The organism is Algoriphagus lacus, from assembly GCF_003583985.1.
Taxonomy (GTDB): domain Bacteria; phylum Bacteroidota; class Bacteroidia; order Cytophagales; family Cyclobacteriaceae; genus Algoriphagus; species Algoriphagus lacus.
Window position 1 is genome coordinate 364,466 of sequence record NZ_QXML01000003.1, and the last position, 19,709, is coordinate 384,174.

At 45.6% G+C, this 19,709-nt stretch carries 14 protein-coding genes; 9 read left to right on the top strand and 5 right to left on the bottom strand.

Features of this window, described 5'->3' with window-relative positions; all coding sequences use genetic code 11:
• Window positions 1-94: 94 nt before the first annotated feature.
• The 4 genes from dnaE to D0X99_RS08720 form a co-directional block, all read right to left on the bottom strand.
• Window positions 95-4,387 carry a DNA polymerase III subunit alpha gene (gene dnaE, locus D0X99_RS08705; protein WP_119477285.1) on the bottom strand — a complete coding sequence of 1,431 codons (4,293 nt, stop codon included), beginning with the start codon at window positions 4,385-4,387 and terminating at the stop codon, window positions 95-97.
• Window positions 4,388-4,722: 335 nt separating this feature from the next.
• Window positions 4,723-5,367, bottom strand: coding sequence for a 16S rRNA (guanine(527)-N(7))-methyltransferase RsmG (gene rsmG, locus D0X99_RS08710; RefSeq protein ID WP_119477286.1), 645 nt, complete (start codon window positions 5,365-5,367; stop codon window positions 4,723-4,725).
• The gene (locus tag D0X99_RS08715) at window positions 5,367-5,978 is read right to left on the bottom strand and encodes an RNA polymerase sigma factor (RefSeq protein ID WP_119477287.1); all 612 of its coding nucleotides are present in this window, start codon (window positions 5,976-5,978) and stop codon (window positions 5,367-5,369) included. The genes rsmG and D0X99_RS08715 overlap by 1 nt, the downstream gene beginning before the upstream one ends.
• Window positions 5,969-7,108, bottom strand: coding sequence for a glycosyltransferase (locus D0X99_RS08720; protein WP_119477288.1), 1,140 nt, complete (start codon window positions 7,106-7,108; stop codon window positions 5,969-5,971). Before D0X99_RS08720 ends, D0X99_RS08715 begins: the two co-directional genes overlap by 10 nt.
• Before the next feature lie 120 nt (window positions 7,109-7,228).
• Here D0X99_RS08720 and tgt point away from each other — a divergent pair, with 120 nt between their 5' ends.
• The 3 genes from tgt to D0X99_RS08735 are packed head-to-tail and all read left to right on the top strand — an operon-like array spanning window position 7,229 to window position 10,352.
• A complete protein-coding gene (gene tgt / locus D0X99_RS08725) occupies window positions 7,229-8,359 on the top strand; it encodes a tRNA guanosine(34) transglycosylase Tgt (RefSeq protein WP_119477289.1) in 1,131 nt (376 codons plus the stop codon).
• A 1-nt stretch (window position 8,360) separates the two neighbouring features.
• Complete coding sequence (locus tag D0X99_RS08730) at window positions 8,361-9,434, top strand: LptF/LptG family permease (RefSeq protein WP_119477290.1); 1,074 nt, start codon at window positions 8,361-8,363, stop codon at window positions 9,432-9,434.
• Window positions 9,435-10,352 carry a DMT family transporter gene (locus tag D0X99_RS08735; protein WP_119477291.1) on the top strand — a complete coding sequence of 306 codons (918 nt, stop codon included), beginning with the start codon at window positions 9,435-9,437 and terminating at the stop codon, window positions 10,350-10,352.
• Between the two features lie 9 nt (window positions 10,353-10,361).
• Here D0X99_RS08735 and ispE read toward each other — a convergent pair whose 3' ends face one another.
• The gene (gene ispE / locus D0X99_RS08740) at window positions 10,362-11,168 is read right to left on the bottom strand and encodes a 4-(cytidine 5'-diphospho)-2-C-methyl-D-erythritol kinase (protein ID WP_119477292.1); all 807 of its coding nucleotides are present in this window, start codon (window positions 11,166-11,168) and stop codon (window positions 10,362-10,364) included.
• A 529-nt stretch (window positions 11,169-11,697) separates the two neighbouring features.
• Between ispE and ilvD the strand changes: the two genes are divergently transcribed.
• The 6 genes from ilvD to leuC all read left to right on the top strand — a co-directional run bounded on the left by ilvD (window position 11,698) and on the right by leuC (window position 19,709).
• Entirely contained in the window at window positions 11,698-13,386 is a 1,689-nt protein-coding gene (ilvD, locus tag D0X99_RS08745) for a dihydroxy-acid dehydratase (protein ID WP_119477293.1), read from the top strand.
• A gap of 4 nt (window positions 13,387-13,390) precedes the next feature.
• On the top strand, window positions 13,391-15,085 hold the full coding sequence (ilvB, locus tag D0X99_RS08750; RefSeq protein ID WP_233553682.1) for a biosynthetic-type acetolactate synthase large subunit: 1,695 nt from the start codon (window positions 13,391-13,393) through the stop codon (window positions 15,083-15,085).
• 100 nt (window positions 15,086-15,185) lie between these two features.
• Window positions 15,186-15,686 carry an acetolactate synthase small subunit gene (gene ilvN / locus D0X99_RS08755; RefSeq protein WP_119477294.1) on the top strand — a complete coding sequence of 167 codons (501 nt, stop codon included), beginning with the start codon at window positions 15,186-15,188 and terminating at the stop codon, window positions 15,684-15,686.
• A 41-nt stretch (window positions 15,687-15,727) separates the two neighbouring features.
• Window positions 15,728-16,771 (top strand): ketol-acid reductoisomerase, encoded by a 1,044-nt coding sequence (gene ilvC, locus D0X99_RS08760; RefSeq protein ID WP_119477295.1) that lies wholly within the window; start codon window positions 15,728-15,730, stop codon window positions 16,769-16,771.
• Between the two features lie 20 nt (window positions 16,772-16,791).
• Complete coding sequence (locus D0X99_RS08765; RefSeq protein WP_119477296.1) at window positions 16,792-18,300, top strand: 2-isopropylmalate synthase; 1,509 nt, start codon at window positions 16,792-16,794, stop codon at window positions 18,298-18,300.
• Between the two features lie 2 nt (window positions 18,301-18,302).
• Complete coding sequence (gene leuC, locus D0X99_RS08770; protein WP_119477297.1) at window positions 18,303-19,709, top strand: 3-isopropylmalate dehydratase large subunit; 1,407 nt, start codon at window positions 18,303-18,305, stop codon at window positions 19,707-19,709.

Below are 19,709 nucleotides of genomic sequence, written 5' to 3' on the forward strand. Positions count from 1 at the left end.
TGAAGCTTATTAAGTTCCGGTCGATTTTAAATTAATGTCTATGACTCATAGAGGGAAACAATTAGAACCCTTTATGTCAATTTTCAATCACCCTTTAAACCACTTTATAAACCACTTCAGGAATTCCCTTCAACTCCTGAATCATCTCTGCGCTCGGATCGATTGTGTATTTTTTGGAGAAAAGCTCCAAAGCGATGTTCTCTTTTCGGTCAATTACATCGATAAAGAGTTTTGCTTCCCCTTTGTATTTGGCTGTTATGGCTTCAAGTTTTTCCATCAGCTCATAAGTCAGCTCATCCAGGTCGATATTGACACGAAGTCCCTTGATCATTTTTCCCCGGACTTCGCTCAACAGCATCATGCTGGTGATTTTGAATTCCACTTCATTCTCATTTCCCCACTTTCGCTGCTCAACTTTGCCGGTTAAAAACAAAAACCAGCCCGTCATGAAGTACTCTTTGAACTTCACATAATCCTCTCCGAAAAGGAAAAAGGTAAACGAACCGTGGTAATCCTCCAAAGTCAGGGTTCCAAATGGCTTTCCGGTTTTGGTTGTTCGGTGAGCGAAACTTGATACCGATCCGGCCAGCTTCAATTCATTTTTGCCCTTCAAACTTTCCAGGTCTGCCAAGGCTGTCAATGGCGTGTTGGTGAATGACTCAATCTCAAGTTTGTACTGATCCAAAGGATGTCCGGAAATAAACAGGCCCACCACTTCTTTTTCAATATTGAGTTGTTGAATCTGGGAGAAAGGCTCCATCGGAGCTACAGTAGGGAGTGGGATCTGCATATTTCCGCTACCGCCGCCAAAAAGACTGACTTGAGCGCTGTCTTCTTCCTGCTGAACTTTTTGAGCGTATTTGGTCGCCTTTTCGATCAAGGTCACGTCTCCTTCAGGTGCTTCCAGGTACTGTCTTCGATGGTGCTCTTTGAAGCTGTCAAAGGCTCCTGCCATGGCAAGTGCTTCCATGGTTTTCTTGTTCAAAGCTCTCGAATTGACCCGTTTCGCAAAGTCAAAGATGTTTTTATATGGTCCGTTTTTCTCCCGCTCTTTGATGATTTCATCCACTGCGGCCGAGCCTGCACCCTTGATCGCTGCCATCCCAAATCGGATTTCTCCGGCTTTGTTTACCGTAAAGCCACCTTTGGATTCATTGACATCGGGGCCGGCTACTTTGATACCCATCCGTTTACATTCTTCCATGAAAAACGTCACCTGGGTGATGTCATTCATGTTGTTGCTCAGGACAGATGCCATGTATTCGGCAGGATAGTGGGCTTTCAGGTAAGCGGTCTGATAGGCAATCCAGGCATAGCAAGTGGAGTGTGACTTGTTGAAGGCATAGGATGCGAAAGCTTCCCAGTCCGTCCAGATCTTTTCCAGCTTTTTGGGATCATGGCCTTTGGCAGCCGCTTGCTCGACGAATTTGGGTTTCATTTTGTCCAAAACGTCCTTCTGCTTTTTACCCATCGCCTTACGCAGTACGTCAGCCTCGCCCTTGGTGAAGCCAGCCAGTTTCTGCGACAGAAGCATGACCTGTTCCTGATAGACGGTGATCCCGTAGGTTTCTTCCAGGTATTCCTTCATGTCGTCCAAGTCATAGGTAATTGGCTCGGTTCCGTGTTTTCGCTTGATAAAAGAAGGAATGTAAGCCAATGGTCCTGGACGATACAGCGCGTTCATTGCAATCAAATCCGCGAAGACGGTGGGCTTAAGTTCGCGCATGTATTTCTGCATTCCAGCAGATTCGTACTGGAATATGCCGACTGTCTCACCACGCTGAAAAAGCTCGTAGGTTTTTACATCTTCTATCGGGAATTCATCCGCATCAAGCTGGATTCCGTGCCGCTCTCTGACGATTTTAATGGCGTCCTTGATCAGGGTAAGGGTTTTTAGACCCAAAAAGTCCATCTTGAGCAAGCCGGCAGATTCCACCACCGAGTTGTCAAATTGGGTGCAAACCATGTCAGAATCCTTAGCCAATGCTACAGGAACGAAATTGGTGATGTCGCTTGGAGTGATGATCACCCCGCAGGCATGGATCCCGGTATTTCTTACTGATCCCTCCAGCACGGAAGCTTGATTGACTGTTCTGGCCATTTCATCATTTCCAGCTGCAATCCGGATCAATTCCTCTGCTTTTTGAAGCAGTTCTCCCTGTCCTTTGAGCTTTTCCAGCAGGGCAGGTCGATTTTTTGCCAGATCAAAAAGCGTCTTCAGTTTGATGTCCGGAACGAGATTGGCCAGTCTGCCGGCATCAGCGAGGGGAAGATTTAGAACCCTTGCGGTATCCCGAATGGCCGATTTTGCAGCCATGGTGCCATAGGTGATGATCTGCGCGACTTGGTTCGAACCGTATTTGTTGATTACATAGTCGATGACACTTTGGCGGCCTTCATCGTCAAAGTCAATATCAATATCGGGAAGTGAAACCCGGTCAGGATTCAGGAATCTTTCGAAGAGTAGGTCATAGGCAATTGGATCCACATTCGTAATTCCAGTGCAGTATGCTACTGCGGAACCGGCAGCGGACCCACGACCAGGGCCTACAGAAACGCCCATTTCACGAGCGGCACGGGTGAAGTCCTGAACGATTAGAAAGTAACCCGGATAACCGGTCTTTTCGATGGTAGCCAATTCGAAATCCAGGCGTTCCTGAATCTCAGACGTGATTTCAGGATAACGCTTTTTGGCCCCTTCATAAGTCAAATACCTGAGGTAGGCATTTTCTCCCCGCTTTCCTCCATCCACTTCATCTTCGAGATTTTTGAATTCTTCGGGGATGTCAAACTTGGGTAGCAATACCTCACGGGCAAGCTTGTAAGCCTCGATTTTGTCTACTATTTCCTGGGTGCAAATGATGGCTTCCGGTAAGTCCGAAAAGAGTTTTTTCATCTCCTCGGGACTTTTGAGGTAAAATTCATCGTTTGGAAAGCCATATCGAAATTCACGGCCCCTTTTGCCGATGTATTTTTTTGGCTTTTCGACCAGTTCTCCGTCTTTTACACACAATAAAATATCGTGTGCCTTTGCATCTCCCTTGTCATTGTAATAGGTGTTGTTTGCCGCAAAATATTTTACATCATATTTCAGGGCAAAATCCAACAGTACTTCGTTGACCTTTTCCTCTTCAGGAATACCGTGACGGTTGAGTTCCACATAAAAATCCTCCCCGAATTGCTCCTTCCACCAGACAAAAGCTTCTTCCGCTTGGGTTTCTCCTACGTTCAAAATCAGAAAAGGTATCTCTCCCCAAAGTCCTCCGGTTGTTGCGATTAGGTCTCCTTTGTATTGTACCAAAATCTCCTTGTCAATCCGGGGCACATAGTAATAACCCTCAATATTGGCATAAGAGGCCAGTTTGGCCAGATTTTGATAGCCGGCTTTGTTTTTGGCGATCAGTACGGTTTGATAGCCGTCATCTTTGTTCGCTTTGTTTTTTCGGTCTCGACAAAGGTTGAATTCACAACCCAATATGGGTTTGAGTTCCTTGCCCATCGCTTCTTTCACAAAATGGAATGCTCCCATCATGTTGCCATGGTCAGTCATGGCAATTGCGGTCATTCCGAGCGCTTTTGCCCGGGCTACAATAGCTGGGATTTCGGAGGTAGCCTGAAGGACGGAATACTGGGTATGGACATGCAAGTGGGTGAAATTGACATCAGCCAGATCGGAAATGTCAGTTTTTCCAGTCTGTTTTTGGACATCTTTTGCAGCAGCCTTCTGTTCGCTTTTTACTTGGACGAAATTGGCCTCTGCGAGTTTTGGGGCTTCATAAATTACCTCTTCCAAGAGGATACCTGCTTCAGGCTTTTGTACTCCTTGAGTAATCAGTCCGAAGAAACAACGGGCCGTGGCATCCACGTCATAGGCGGCATCGTGGGCATCTTCAAATCCAACTCCAAAAAGCTTTTTATGGAGTTCGGTCAATGTTGGCCACTTGAACTTCCCGCCTTTTCCACCGGGTAGAGCACAGAATTCCGTTGAGATGTCTTTAGTGTCGAGTTCCTTTTTTTCACCTAATGGCATCACCAATGCCGCACGTAGGTATTCTGATCCCACGACATTGATGTCGAATCCGATATTATGGCCAACCAGGTATTTTGCCTGAATCACGTCTTCCCGGAAGACTTGAAGGATTTCTTTCAAGTCATGTCCCTCAGCCAAAGCTCGTTTGGTGGAAATGCCATGGACTTTTTCGGCATTGTAGGGAATGGTAAATCCCTCAGGGCGGATGATGTAATTATGGTTCGAGAGAAGTTTGCCCTTGGCATCATGGAGCTGCCAGGCAATCTGGACTAAGCGTGGCCAATTGTCCACATCGGACATGGGGGCATTGTAGTCCCGGGGCAAACCGGTGGTCTCGGTATCAAAAATGATGTACATACTTTGGTGGGAAATGAGGCTTCAAATTAGGGTATTATGCCTAAGCAAAAAATTGATTGTCGGGAATTGTCGGAAATAAAAATGTAAGAATCTGAGACTCTTTGAATTAATGTTAAGTAACTGAAAATCAGCGGTTAGTTGATGTTCCGTTTTGAAATTGAACAGGCTTTATTTTGAGACCGTACCACATTTAAGGGTTAAAATCGAGGCTAAAACATCAATCGCTTTATTCGAAGCCAATTTCAAGTTTCTCCGGGAAAGGTGATGAATTTCAAATCTGTATTTTCGGAAATACACTTTCCATTCCAAGCCGTACCTTTTAAATATGCAACCTGCTATCTCTTGTCCTCCCAAGGCATATACACGACCTTTTTGGTCTCAAAAAAGTCTTCCTTGAAGTAGTCGCTCAGGTGATAGGTGATGTAGGACTTGTCGAGTTCTTCCATCTCCTCATCCACATCGCCGCCTTTCAGATAAAGGATGCCGTTTTGGAATTCGTTGAAGTCCTCTTTTTTGATTTTTCCTTTGACCCAAGGGTAAAAATTGATCATGCGGGTCACTGCACGGCTGATGACGAAGTCATATTTCCGAACCAATTCTTCTGCGCGCGCTTGTTGTGCTTCCACATTTGCCAATTTGAGTTGCTTGGCTACGTCTTTGACAACGGTAATTTTCTTACCAATAGAATCCACCATGTGAAAATGCGTGTCAGGAAACAAGATCGCTAAAGGAATCCCAGGGAATCCTCCACCGGTACCAATGTCCAATACTTTGGTTCCGGGTTGGAACTTCATCACTTTGGCAATTCCCAATGAATGAAGCACATGGTGGATGTAAAACTGATCCATGTCCTTTCGGCTGATTACATTGATTTTGGAGTTCCAATCAGTGTAAAGTTCCTCCAAACGATCAAACTGTGCGAGTTGAGTTTCGCTTAAATCAGGAAAATAAGAAAGGATCAAGGCTGTTCCGGGATTCATCAGATGTGATTTTCTTTTCCGGATGCGATTTCGTAAAGCAATTCTCTGGATCGGTGCAATTGGGCTTTGACGGTTCCAAGCGGCTTGTCCAATTCCACCGCAATTTCCTCGTAGGATAACTCGTCAAAATAGCGTAGCTGCACTAGTTTGCGGTATTTAGCAGGCAGTTTGTCTACAAAAATCCGGACCATTTCGATCCGTTGTGACTTGATGAATTCATCCTGTGGATTATTGTCATCGTCTTCCACATCAATGGTAACGGCGTTGCCACTGTCATCAGAAAGCGTATTATTAAGGCTCATGGTTTTGAGCTTCTTTTTACGGATAAAGTCGATGGTATTGTTGGTGGCAATCCTGAAAAGCCAGGTACTGAATGTGTAGTCTTTTTTGAAACGCTCCAGATTCCGGAAGGCTTTGGCAAAGGCTTCCATGGTGAGATCTTCAGCATCATCTGCATCCCGGATCATCTTGAGGATCATGAAATAAACGGCCTTTTTGTACCGCTTCATCAGGGTAGCATAGGCCTGTTGGTCTTTTTCATTTACAGCTTTGTCGATCAGATCAAAATCTTCTAATGCCTTGTTCGAAAAACCTCGCTCGTTTATTTCCATTGGATGTCTTTTGACTGATACGATACGGATCCAAGAACCCAAAAATACGCCAGATAAAGAAAATCATTCACCAGCACATTCATGGGAGGAGTACTTCCTTGGATCTTTTTAGCGGCAGCACTAAAGATATTCCAAACGAAGATGGACCGTAGAAGAATAATACCGAAAACGATTAAAAATTGTTCCCATTGCTGCCCGATTCCGAAATAAATCAGCAATCCGAGGCCACCTATCCAAAATAGAGCATGGGAAAGTGAGAAAAGTCCGATTTTTCGTTTGTCCTCTCCCCTGTAATATTTTCCGGCATGTAGGTGGCGTTTTTTCTGGACCAAGTACTCTTTCCAGGTTTCTTTTGGAATAGAAACTGTAGTGGCTTCCGGGTCGATTACGATGGCGGAATTTTTTCCGGTAGCGTAATTGTTGACAAACAAATCATCGTCGCCGCCTTCCAAGTGCCAGAATCCTTTAAAGGCTTTGGCTTCCAGGAAAAAGCTTTTCCGATAGCATAAATTTCTCCCAACTCCCATAAATGGGGCCTTCCATAATCCAAAAGACAGGTAAAAAAGAGCAGTCAGGACGGTTTCAAATTGAATCCATTTGTTTAATAAGCCCGATTTGGTCTGATAACCGGAATAGCCAATGGAGAAAGTTTTCCCATCCTCGCGAATCGGAGCGGTCATTTTTCGGATCCATTGGTCAGAAGAAGGCATGCAGTCAGCGTCAGTTAACAGGATGACGTCATTTTTGGCCACTTTGATACCAAGCGTCATCGCAAATTTTTTCGGAGTGACGTGATTGGGAGTGTATTTGACCGTTACAGATCGGAGTTTGGGATAGATTTCCATCATTTCTTCGAGCAGTCGCTTGGTCCGATCAGTGCTGCGGTCATTGACGATCATAACGTCAAATTTCGGGTAATCCTGTTCGAAGAGTTTGGGGATGAGTACTTTGAGGTTTTGAAATTCGTTATGGGCAGCAACAAGAACAGTCACTCCCTCCTCAGGGATGTTGGTTTTGGAAGACTTGCCGGAAGATTTAAACCAGGCGGTTCGCCCGAAAATCACCAGGAGATAAACTCCCTGAATGATAACGCCGATGCCAAAGAAAAACCAGAGTAAAAATAGGCCCATAGGTCGATTTGCTGGGCAAATATAAAATCAATTTCAGCAAGTCATTTAAGAATAAGTGGATATTTTTGCAGGCTAAACCGGGCAATTTGTAGCTGATTGCTACAAGCCCTGATTTTAACTATGAAGTTTACTTTAGGTAAAAAAGATACCCAAACCAAAGCCCGGACAGGCACACTCATTACTGACCATGGGGACATTCAAACCCCGATTTTTATGCCAGTCGGCACAGCAGCTACAGTAAAAGCCGTTCATCAGCGTGAACTAAAAGACGATATCAAAGCTCAAATCATCTTAGGCAATACCTATCACTTGTATCTCCGTCCGGGGTTGGATATTCTGGAAAAAGCTGGTGGACTTCATAAATTTAATGGCTGGGATAGACCGATTTTGACTGACAGCGGGGGATACCAGGTTTTTTCCCTTGCCGGAACCCGCAAAATCAAAGAAGAGGGAGTCATGTTCAAGTCACATATTGATGGCTCCAAGCATGAGTTTACTCCCGAAAATGTCATGGATATCCAGCGCACCATCGGGGCAGATATCATCATGGCGTTTGACGAGTGCACCCCATATCCCTGTGAGTACGGTTATGCCCGCAATTCCATGGAATTAACCCATCGTTGGTTAAAGCGGTGTATTAATCGGTTCGATACCACAGAAGGCAAATATGGTTACAGTCAAACGCTCTTTCCCATCGTTCAGGGTTCCGTCTACAAGGATTTGCGAAAGCAAAGTGCAGAATTCATTGCTTCCTGTGACCGGGAAGGCAACGCGATAGGCGGTCTGTCTGTTGGCGAACCTGCCGAAATGATGTATGAAATGACCGAACTGGTGACGGATATTTTACCTTCTGACAAACCGCGCTACCTGATGGGAGTCGGAACTCCAGCCAACATTTTGGAGTGTATTGCCTTAGGCGTGGACATGTTTGACTGTGTGATGCCTACCCGCAATGCTCGGAATGGAATGCTTTTCACCTCTGAGGGAATCATCAACATTCGGAATGAAAAATGGAAGGATGATTTCAATCCCATCGATCCGGCGATTGGAAATTACGCCAGTACCTTTTATTCCAAGGCATATTTACGGCACTTGACCATATCCAAAGAGATCCTCGCCGCACAGATTGCAAGTATTCACAACCTTGCCTTTTACCTTTGGCTGGTAGGACAGGCACGGGAACATATCCTTGCGGGTGACTTTGGCGTATGGAAAGACCACATGGTCAAAAAAGTGAGCACCCGACTCTGATATGAAGATTCTCGACAAACTGATCATAAAGGAATTTCTGAAGACCTACTTTTTCGTAGTGGTCATGCTGATCCTGATTGTGTTGGTATTGGATTTTACAGAGAAAAATGACGCATACATCCGGAATGACGTCCCCGCCATGGAAATTCTCAAATACATGGGGAATTATGGCTTGTATCTCAACAACCTGTTGACGCCTATTACGGTCTTTATCGCGGTCATTTTTATCACTTCCAAAATGGCTGGAAGAACGGAGATCATTGCAATTCTGAGCTCTGGGGTGAGTTTTATGCGACTGCTTAGGCCTTTTCTTTTTGCGGCGGCGATGATCGGGGCAGTCAGTTTTCTGCTTAATGGCTGGGTCCTTCCGGTGGCCACTGCAGGAGTAACTCAGTTCCGAATTACCTACCTGGACAAGGGACAGGCATCCACTGACCCCAATATTCACATCAAAGTGGGCCCAGATGCCTACGCGTATCTAAAGCGCTTTTATAAATTCAGTAACACGGGATACGATTTTACCTTGGAAGAAATCCGGGATGGTCAGCTTTTGTCCAAGCTTTCTTCAGACCGAATCCAATGGGATACCACAAAAAATGTCTGGAGACTCGAAAATTGGAGGCTTAGAAAAATTCATGAAAAAGGGGAGGAGTATACCGTAGGAAGTGAACTGGACACCATCCTTTCCATTACTCCAGCAGATTTTGACCTGCCTGTCAATCATCACGAAACGCTCAAACTCCCCGAACTGAGTAAACAGATCAAAATTTTGGAGGAGCGGGGAGCTGATAATGTCAGCTTTTATCGAATTGAGCGCTATGTGCGATTTATGTCGCCGTTTGCCGCTTTGATTTTGACTTTCATCGGGGTGATCATGTCTGCCCGGAAAACTCGGGGTGGTTCAGGATTCCAGATTGCGATGGGATTTTTGCTTGCGTTCTTTTATATCCTGATGTTTATTCTATCCCGAACTTTTGCCGAAAATGGGTCATCTTTCCCGATTTTGGCGGTTTGGATACCCAACATTGTTTTTGCGCTGACTGGTTTGGTGCTTTACAAAACCGTTCCCCGATAGATGCAAAATCAAGGAACTGTCCGGGATTACCTGATGCTTCATTTCATAGTTATGATTTGGGGAATCACTGCCATCTTGGGTTTGTTGATAAGCCTCCCGGCCTTGGAATTGGTTTTTTACAGGACCTTGATTGCTGCAATAGGAGTCGCCTTAGTTGCTTTTTTTAGGAAAAAGGAACTGGTGGTTTCCTTCCCGGAGTTGCTGAAAATCCTGGGAGTGGGAGTTCTGATTTCTCTTCATTGGATATTCTTTTTTTGGTCGGCACGAGTGTCCACAGCTTCGGTTTGCCTTGCTGGAATGGCGACCACTTCACTCTGGACAGCCTTTGTGGAGCCCATGATCAACAAGACCAAAATCAAGTGGTATGAGGTGGCTTTGGGACTGATGGTGATATCTGGTCTTCTGGTCATTTTCCAGTTTGAGACGGGATATTGGTTGGGATTGTCCATGGCATTGATCTCGGCATTGCTAAGCGCCTTGTTTTCGGTCTTCAATGGCCGTCTAACATTGCGCCACAATCCCTATCAAATTACCTTTTATGAAATGGGTGCGGCGAGTCTTTTTGCGCTCCTGTTTATGCCGATTTATGCGGAATTTCTGACTGATGGGCAACCTATCCAATGGGCTTGGAAAGGGAATGATTGGTTTTGGATGCTGATCTTGAGTGGTGTTTGTACTGTTTATGCCTTTTCAGTATCAGTGGAGCTAATGAAGCGATTGAGTGTTTTCACCTTGAATCTGACAATCAATTTGGAGCCTGTTTACGGGATAGTTTTGGCGGTATTGATTTTTGGGGAAAAGGAAAAAATGACGCCCCAGTTTTATTTGGGCACGCTGATCATCCTGATATCCGTGCTTATTTATCCGGTGTTGAATTATTGGAACAAGCGAAGGAAAGCAATTCGTACAATTGATTGAGTTCTTTTTTCAGAGCTCAGATTCAAAGACAAAATAGGAATCTTTCCAAGTGATAGGTTCCGGCTTTTGATCAAAAAGTCCAAAAACAGATGAGCCAGAACCGGACATGGCTGAGTAATACGAACCCGCTTCATACATCTTTGCCTTGATTTGGGCGATTTCCGGATGGTTTTTGAAAATGCTCGGTTCGAAGTCATTTACTAACTCTGCTTTCCAACGGTTTCTGTCCTGAAGTATTTCTTCAAGATTTCCTTTCGGTGCAGAAGGAGTGACTCCGGAGTAGGCCTCTTTGGTGCCAACGTGGATTCCCGGATTGATAAGAATGATCCAAGTTCCTTTTAAATCAAGAGATATGGGATCCAAAATTTCACCTCTGCCTCGGGCGATTTTCGGGGTGTTTTCGATGAAAAACGGACAGTCACTACCCAACTGAGCGGCATATTCCTCTAGGAAAAAATCATCCAAGTGCAAGTCAAAAAGATTGTTCATCAACTTGAGGGCAAAAGCACCATCCGATGAGCCGCCGCCCAATCCTGCTCCCATTGGGATATTTTTGTGAAGGTGAATGGCCAAATTAGGCAGACCGGGAAAGTCCTTCTTCAAAACCTTTTCAGCTTTCAGGATCAGGTTGTCTTTAGGGTCCCCGGGGATTTCCAATCCTGTGGAATTCCACGAAGGCTTTTTATCCAAGATCATTTCTAAGGCATCACAAAGTGGGATGGGCACCATGCAAGTTTCAATTTCGTGATATCCGTCTTTCCGTTTGGAAGTGATATGAAGACCGAGGTTGATTTTTGCGTTGGGGAAGGAGAGCATTAATTCGGATGTATTTTGACAAAATTAAGTGAATTCTGCTCAGTAGAAATTCTTAAGCTCACTTTGAAAAATCCCTAATGAATCTCATGAATTTTAAAATTATGGCAGCATATCATTTTTTTTCTTAAATAAAAGAGAATAATTTTTGAAAAAATTTGAATGAAGCAAAAATCAATACAAAATTTCGGAAAGTGTGTCAAAAAGATCAGTTTTTAAAAAATTGATTTTGAATTATTTGAAAAAAAAGAATAAAGTATTGCAAAAAATATTTTTATCCAATTTTATTATCTGTATTGGAGTCTTTGGATAGAATTAAATATTGTAAGTCTCAGGTTTGAGCTTTAATATTGTCATGTGATTCGACACCGAAGCATCTACTCTCAAACCACGCTATGTATCCATTGGTCGTCCTGCTAAGCTTTATTATTCTCATCGGATTTTCGAAGTGAGGCACTAGACCATTATAATCCAGTATATAAAATCTAAAGTGCCTCACTGAACTGAGGCACTTTTTTTATTTACCAGCACTATGACCCAGAACAATCTTAAAAAGTACAGTTGGGAAATCAGCGACAACGACGAACATCCAGCGGGTAAAGCCATGCTTTACGCCACAGGTATGAGCGATAAAAAGATGAAACAGCCTTTTGTAGGGATAGCGAGTTGCGGCTATGAAAGTAATCCCTGCAATATGCACCTAAATGACCTTGCCGGTCTGATCAAACAATCCTCCCAGGAATATGATCTGACCGGTTTGGTTTTTAATACCATCGGTATTTCTGACGGAACCTCCATGGGAACGCTCGGAATGCGCTATTCATTGGTATCCAGAGAGATCATCGCAGACTCTATCGAATCATTCATTTTAGGCCATTCTTTTGACTCCTGTATTGCTGTGGCGGGTTGCGACAAGAATATGCCCGGTGCCATCATCGGAATGCTTCGAATCAACCGGCCTGCGATCATGGTCTATGGGGGTACAATTGCATCTGGCCTTTACAAAGGAGAAAAACTCAATATCGTTTCTGCTTTCGAAGCCTTTGGAAAGAAAATCCAAGGAACCATCACTGAAGAAGACTATGACGGAGTGATCCGAAATGCTTGTCCAGGTGCTGGAGCATGTGGTGGAATGTACACCGCCAACACCATGTCATCGGCAATTGAGGCGATGGGAATGTCTTTGCCATATTCGGCTTCTTTTCCTGCCAATTCTCCTGAAAAGCTCCGGGAATGCAGAGAAGTCAACCAATACATTCGAATTCTCCTGGAAAAGGATATCAAACCCAAAGATATCATCACTCGGAAAAGCATAGAAAATGCAGTTAGGGTGGCCATTGCTTTGGGAGGAAGTACCAATGCCGTACTTCATATCCTGGCGATTTCACGCACCGCTGGAGTGGATTTTACTCTTCAGGATTTCAAAGAGCTGAATTCAAAGACTCCGATGATCGGAGATTTCAAGCCTTCCGGCAAATACCTCATGGAGGATCTTCATGAGCAGGGAGGTTTGCCTGCGTTTATGAAATACTTTCTGGACAAAGGCTACCTACACGGAGACTGTATGACAGTGACCGGTAAAACCGTGGCTGAGAATCTTCAAAATATCCAACCGATTGTCCCTTCCAAAGTCAATGTGATCCATCCCATTGAATCACCGATCAAGGAAACAGGTCATTTGTGTATCCTTTCCGGCAATCTTGCTCCGGAAGGCGCAGTAGCCAAAATCACCGGAAAAGAAGGACGCTTATTTACTGGGCCAGCTCGGGTTTTTGATTCCGAATTGGAGGCAAACAATGCCATCCGCGACCACCAAGTCAAAGCTGGCGATGTGGTGGTAATCCGAAATGTCGGTCCAAAAGGAGCTCCTGGTATGCCTGAAATGCTCAAGCCAACCTCAATGATTATCGGTGCAGGTTTAGGCTCAGATGTGGCATTGATTACAGATGGTCGATTCTCGGGAGGTACTCATGGGTTTGTGGTCGGACATGTGACTCCTGAAGCTTGGTGTGGAGGCCCTATTGGATTGCTTAAAGATGGAGACCTAATCACCATCGACACAGACAATCAAGGGCTGAGCGTGCAAGTGAGTGAGGAAGAATTTGCGGAACGGAAAAAATCCTGGTCTCCCAAAGTCATCGAAGGGCTTCAGGGGACTCTCAAAAAATATAATAAACTCGTGGCGACCGCATCTGAAGGTTGCGTAACCGATAAATTCTAAGCCTATGAAGGACATGATGATAAGAGGAGCGGACATCGTGGTTCGTTCACTGATCGCGGAGCAGGCAGAAATCATATTTGGCTATCCAGGCGGTGCAATCATGCCGGTGTACGATGCCTTGTATGATTATCATGATCAGGTAAGGCACGTTCTAACCCGTCATGAGCAAGGAGCGATCCATGCAGCACAGGGCTATGCGCGCGTTTCCGGCAAAGTCGGAGTCTGCATCGCTACATCCGGTCCGGGAGCAACCAATTTGATTACTGGACTTGCGGACGCCCAGATCGACAGCACTCCATTGGTGTGCATCACAGGTCAAGTGGCGGCTCACTTGTTGGGCACGGATGCATTTCAGGAAACTGACGTGGTAGGTATTTCCATGCCAGGAACGAAGTGGAATATTCAGGTTCGCAGAGTAGAGGACATTGCTCCGGCCATCGCAAAGGGATTTTACATCGCCCGTTCAGGAAGACCCGGGCCAGTTTTGATTGACATTACAAAAAATGCCCAAACGGATTTCGGCGAGTTCAATTATGTGCCATGCTTGGGATTCAGATCCTATAAAACGCACATTCCAGTTGAAACCACACAGGTGAAGCAAGCCGCTGAGTTGATTAACAAGGCTGAGCGTCCCTACTTGCTTTTCGGTCAGGGAGTAATTTTGGGAAAAGCAGAAGCTGAGCTGAAGTTTTTCCTCGATAAATCAGGCATTCCGGCCGCTTCCACACTTTTGGGTTCAGGAGCTTTGACACAGGACCACCCCAACTATGTCGGAAAGCTTGGTATGCATGGAAATTATGCCCCAAATCTTTTGACCAATCAGTGCGATGTTTTGATTGCTGTTGGGATGCGATTTGATGATCGGGTTACCGGAGACTTGAAGCGCTATGCAAAGCAGGCCAAAGTAATCCACTTAGAATTGGATGCTGCCGAAATCAACAAAAATGTGAAGGCCACAGTAGCAGTTCAAGGGGATTGTCGGGAGAGTCTTGCCATGCTTACCGAGGCAATAGAAGCCAAAAAGCATGACGATTGGATGGCTCGATTCAGGGAATTGGAGCAGCAGGAAAAAGCAGCTGTGGTTCAGCACGACCTTACGCCAACCAAAGCCGGTCTGACTATGGGTGAAGTCATTCACCAGATCAATCAATACAAGGCAGATGACGCCATTTTGGTGACCGATGTAGGTCAGCATCAAATGATCGCCTGGAGATATTTCAATTACAAAAAGCCAAGAACTCAGGTGACATCCGGAGGTTTGGGAACGATGGGATTTGCATTGCCTGCAGCTCTCGGAGCTCAACTGCATGACTATTCCCGTCAAGTAATTTGCGTGGTAGGAGATGGGGGAATCCAGATGACCATTCAGGAGTTGGGCACCATCATGCAGACAAAAGCACCGGTGAAAATTGTCCTGTTGAACAACAATTACCTGGGCATGGTGCGTCAGTGGCAGCAAATGTTCTTTGACAAACGATACTCTTTCACCGAATTGGACAATCCGGATTTTATCAAAATCGCGGAAGCCTACAACATCAAATCTCAAAAAGTAACCGAACGAGTTGACCTACAGGAAGCCATCGAAGACATGTTGATTCATGACGGACCGTTCTTTCTGGAGGTGGTTGTCGAAAAAGAAGACAATGTATTCCCAATGATCGCCACCGGCTGTTCGGTAGAGGAGGTCAGACTTAGTTAACTCAAACCTATGAAATCGAGGGTGAGTAGGAGTCTCACACAGTGGGTAGATTATCAGCCATTGGAGATTCTATTTGACCTTAAAAAACACTTATAAACAGATGAAACGTTACACCATTTTCGTCATTACTGAGAATTTCATTGGAATTCTCAACCGGATCACGATCATTTTTACCCGTCGTGGAATCAACATTGATGCGCTGACCGCCTCCGAAAGTCGGATTCCGGGGATTCATCGGATCACTATCGAGGTTACAGTCAATGAGGATACCGTCATTCAGCTGGTAAATCAGATTGAGAAAATCATTGATGTGATTAAGGCTTTCTATCACGAAGATGAAGGGGTAGTGTATCAGGAGATTGCCCTTTACAAAATCCCTGTTTCCCGATTGGACGGAGGCTTGGAGAAAATCATCCGACAGCATAATGCGAAAATCATCGCAGCAGAGCCGGATTTTGTCGTCCTCGAACTCACGGGGCACAAAGAGCAAACTCAGGAGTTGCTGGAAATTCTCAAAGGCTATGGGCTTTTGGAATTTGCCCGGTCAGGCCGCGTGGCTGTAGCCAAGCGGATGCTCACCATCGACAGTTACGTCAAGTAAAATCTCAACCCAAGCAATAACAAACTATTAAATCTAAGATCATGAAATTAAAATTCGGCACAGTTGAAGAAAACGTAGTAACCAGAGACGAATTCCCTCTCGAAAAAGCCAGAGAAGTACTCAAAAACGAAGTAATTGCGGTTTTGGGCTACGGCGTTCAGGGTCCAGGTCAGGCACTAAACCTGAAGGACAATGGATTCAACGTGATTGTAGGACAGCGTAAAGGTTCCAAGACCTGGGACAAAGCCGTTTCTGACGGATGGGTTCCTGGTGTGACACTTTTTGATTTGGAAGAGGCTTGTGAAAGAGGCACAATTCTTCAGTTTTTGCTCTCTGATGCTGGACAGATTGCCCTTTGGCCAACTGTGAAAAAACACCTGACTCCTGGGAAAGCACTTTACTTCTCCCATGGTTTCGGAGTGACTTATAAGGAAAAAACCGGAATCATTCCTCCGGCAGATGTGGATGTGATTTTGGTTGCTCCAAAAGGTTCAGGTACTTCTTTGAGAAGAATGTTTGTGGAAGGACGTGGCTTGAACTCCTCTTTTGCCATCTATCAGGATGCTACCGGCAAGGCAAAAGATCGCGTAGTTGCTTTGGGCATTGGAGTAGGCTCAGGATACTTGTTCGAGACCGATTTCTATAGAGAAGTGACGTCTGACTTGACCGGAGAAAGAGGAACCTTGATGGGTGCTATTCAAGGAATTTTTGCGGCTCAGTACGAAGTATTGAGAGCAAATGGCCATACGCCATCCGAGGCTTTCAACGAAACCGTGGAAGAATTGACTCAGTCTTTGATGCCTTTGGTGGCTGAAAACGGAATGGACTGGATGTATGCCAACTGTTCAACTACTGCTCAGCGTGGCGCCTTGGATTGGTGGAAGCCTTTCCGCGATGCGACCAAGCCAGTATTCGAAGCGCTTTACAACTCTGTAAAAACCGGTGTGGAAGCGCAGAAATCAATCGATTCCAATTCCAAACCTGACTACAGAGAAAAGTTGGAAGCTGAATTGAAGGAATTGCGTGAGTCTGAAATGTGGCAGGCCGGTGCGGTCGTCCGTCAGTTGAGACCAGAAAATAATTAATCCCCAAACCCCCAAATACGATGAGTGACAAGCTGTGGATTTTTGATACAACCCTGAGAGATGGGGAGCAAGTGCCCGGGTGTCAGCTGAACACCCAGGAAAAAATCGTGGTGGCCCAGGCCCTCGAAGCACTTGGTGTGGATATAATCGAGGCAGGCTTTCCGATTTCCAGTCCGGGTGATTTCAATTCGGTAGTTGAAATTTCAAAAGCAGTCTCCAATCCGATCATTTGCGCACTTTCCCGTGCTGTTGAAAAAGATATCGAAGTAGCTGCAGCAGCGCTCAAATATGCCAAAAAGGGGCGAATTCATACCGGGATCGGGGTTTCCCCGTACCATATCCAATTCAAACTTCGCTCTACTCCCGACGATATCATTGCCCGTGGGGTAGCTGCGGTGAAGTTTGCCAAGCGTTTTGTGGAGGATGTGGAATTCTATGCTGAGGACGCAGGTCGCTCTGAACCGGATTTCCTCTGCAAAATCATCGAGGAGGTAATCAAAGCCGGCGCTACAGTAGTCAATATCCCGGATACCACGGGCTATTGTCTCCCGGAGCAATATGGGGCCATCATTGCGAACTTGAAAAACAATGTTCCAAACATTGACAAGGCAATAATTGCAACCCATTGCCACAACGACCTGGGAATGGCCACTGCCAATACCATCGCCGGAGTGCAGCATGGCGCAAGACAAGTGGAAGTCACCATCAATGGAATAGGGGAACGTGCCGGAAATACTTCCATGGAAGAGGTCGTAATGGCAATCAAATGCCATAAGACTATTCCGGTGTATACCAATATTGTTACCCCAAGAATTTACCAGACCAGCCGCTTGGTTTCCAAGCTGATGAATATGCCGGTGCAGCCGAATAAGGCGATCGTGGGTAGAAATGCTTTCGCCCACTCTTCCGGAATCCATCAGGATGGAGTGCTCAAGCACCGTGAAAACTACGAAATCATTGATCCAAAGGAAGTTGGGGTGGAGGAGTCTTCCATCGTCTTGACAGCAAGGTCCGGCCGTGCAGCTTTGAAACACCATTTGGATGCTTTGGGAGTGGAATTGGAAGGAGAGGAGCTGAGAGAGGTTTACGAAGCCTTCTTGCTTTTGGCAGATTCCAAGCGCGATATCGGGAGAAAAGATCTACTTGAGCTGGTGGGCAAATACCTTGATGAATCCCACTTCATTGAATTGGAAAATGTCAGCTATTCATCCAACGGGTCAGTAAACGCAGAGGTGAAATTGAAAGTTGGCAATGAGTCCCACGTGGCTGCTTCTTCAGGAGTTGGTCCGGTGGATGCTGTTTTGAAAGCCATCGAAAAAATTGTGAAGCCGCAGGTGGATTTGGAGGAATTCCTGATTCAGGCCATTACCCATGGCAGTGACGATGTGGCCAAAGTCCACATGCGCCTCATCAAATCCGACAAACCCTATTACGGTTTTGCATCAAACAAAGACATCGTACTAGCCTCAGCGCAGGCTTTTGTCGATGCACTTAACAAAATTCCAGTCAAAGAATACGTGACTGCTTAATTATGGAAAAGACAACATTATTTGATAAAATCTGGGATTCGCACGTTGTGAAATCCGTCCCGGCAGGTCCGGATGTATTCTTCATCGATAAGCATTTTATTCATGAAGTGACATCCCCGGTCGCTTTCCTTAATCTGGAAACCCGTGGTATCGGAGTGAAATATCCTCACCGGACTATTGCTACACCGGATCACAACGTCCCAACGGTAGATCAGGATAAGACCATCAAGGATAAGCTTTCCCGAATGCAGGTGGAAAAACTCCGCGAAAACTGCAAAAAATACGGAATCGAACTTCATGACTTGGGTTCTGCTCACCACGGAATCGTCCACGTGATCGGTCCCGAACTGGGTGTAACTCAGCCGGGAATGACGATCGTGTGCGGGGACTCCCACACTTCCACTCACGGTGCTTTCGGTGCCATTGCTTTTGGTATCGGTACTTCGGAAGTGGAAATGGTACTTGCTACACAGTGTATCATGCAGTCCAAGCCGAAAAAAATGAGAATCTCTGTCAATGGAACCCTGGGAAAAGGGGTGACTTCCAAGGACATCATTCTCTACATCATTTCAAAAATCTCAGCAGCCGGTGCTACCGGGTACTTTGTGGAATATGCCGGTTCTGCGATCCAGAGCCTATCCATGGAAGCCCGGATGACCATCTGCAACATGTCCATCGAAATGGGCGCACGTGGTGGTCTGATAGCACCCGACGAGACGACCTTCAACTACCTGAAAGGAAAGCAATATGCTCCAAAAGGTGCCGATTGGGACAAGGCGGTTGCTTATTGGAAAACCTTGAAAACTGACGAAGGGGCAACTTTCGACAAGGAATTGGTTTTCGATGCTGCCGATATCGAGCCGATGATTACTTACGGAACCAACCCCGGTATGGGAATCAAGGTGATTGGAAATATCCCTACCACCGAAGGAATGGAAGGATCCAATAAAACTTCTTACCTCAAATCCTTGGATTACATGGGTTTCAAGCCAGGTGAACCGGTCAAAGGAAAGCTTGTGGACTACGTGTTCGTGGGTTCTTGTACCAATGGCCGAATCGAAGACATCCGTTCCGTAGCTCAGTTTGTCAAAGGCCACAAAAAAGCCGATAACATCACCGCATGGATCGTTCCGGGTTCTCGGGAAGTGGAGAAAATGGCTCATGAAGAAGGCTTGGTGAAAATCCTAGAAGATGCTGGATTTGAACTTCGTCAGCCAGGCTGTTCAGCTTGTCTTGCGATGAATGACGACAAGATTCCTTCCGGGAAATATGCCGTTTCAACCTCCAACAGAAACTTCGAAGGCCGTCAGGGGCCAGGTGCCCGCACCATGCTTGCCTCTCCTTTGACAGTGGCAGCAGTGGCGATCACCGGCAAAATCACCGATCCGCGGGAAGTATTTGAGAATTAA